The sequence below is a fragment of the Candidatus Skiveiella danica genome, from assembly GCF_022705245.1.
Taxonomy (GTDB): domain Bacteria; phylum Pseudomonadota; class Gammaproteobacteria; order Burkholderiales; family Burkholderiaceae_C; genus Skiveiella; species Skiveiella danica.
In genome coordinates this window covers 301-584 of the sequence record NZ_JAKJEW010000154.1, presented here as the reverse complement: position 1 = coordinate 584, position 284 = coordinate 301, and the positions used below count along the sequence as shown (strand labels likewise).

Sequence of the window (284 nt, the reverse complement as noted above, 5' to 3'; positions counted from 1 at the left end):
ATGAAGTGGGTGGTGACCATGATGGTCACGCCCTTGCGGGCCAGTCCGTTGATGTGGGTCCAGAATTCGCGCCGGGTGATCGGGTCCACGCCCGAAGTGGGTTCATCTAGGAACAGCACGGGCGGCCGGTGCATCAGCGAACAAGCCAATGCCAGGCGCTGCTTGTGGCCCAGCGGCAGGGAATCGGGCGTGGCGGACAGCCAGTCGCCCAGATCGAAGGTTTCGATCATCTCGGCAATGCGCTCGCGCCGGGTGTTGCCTTCCAGTCCGTAGACGCCGGCCGA

Annotated in this window: 1 protein-coding gene; it reads right to left on the bottom strand. The window is 64.4% G+C overall.

From position 1 onward, the window contains the following. The coding region (locus ACMUOY_RS20655) for an ATP-binding cassette domain-containing protein (RefSeq protein WP_413894583.1) at positions 1-284 on the bottom strand (284 nt) is incomplete at both ends.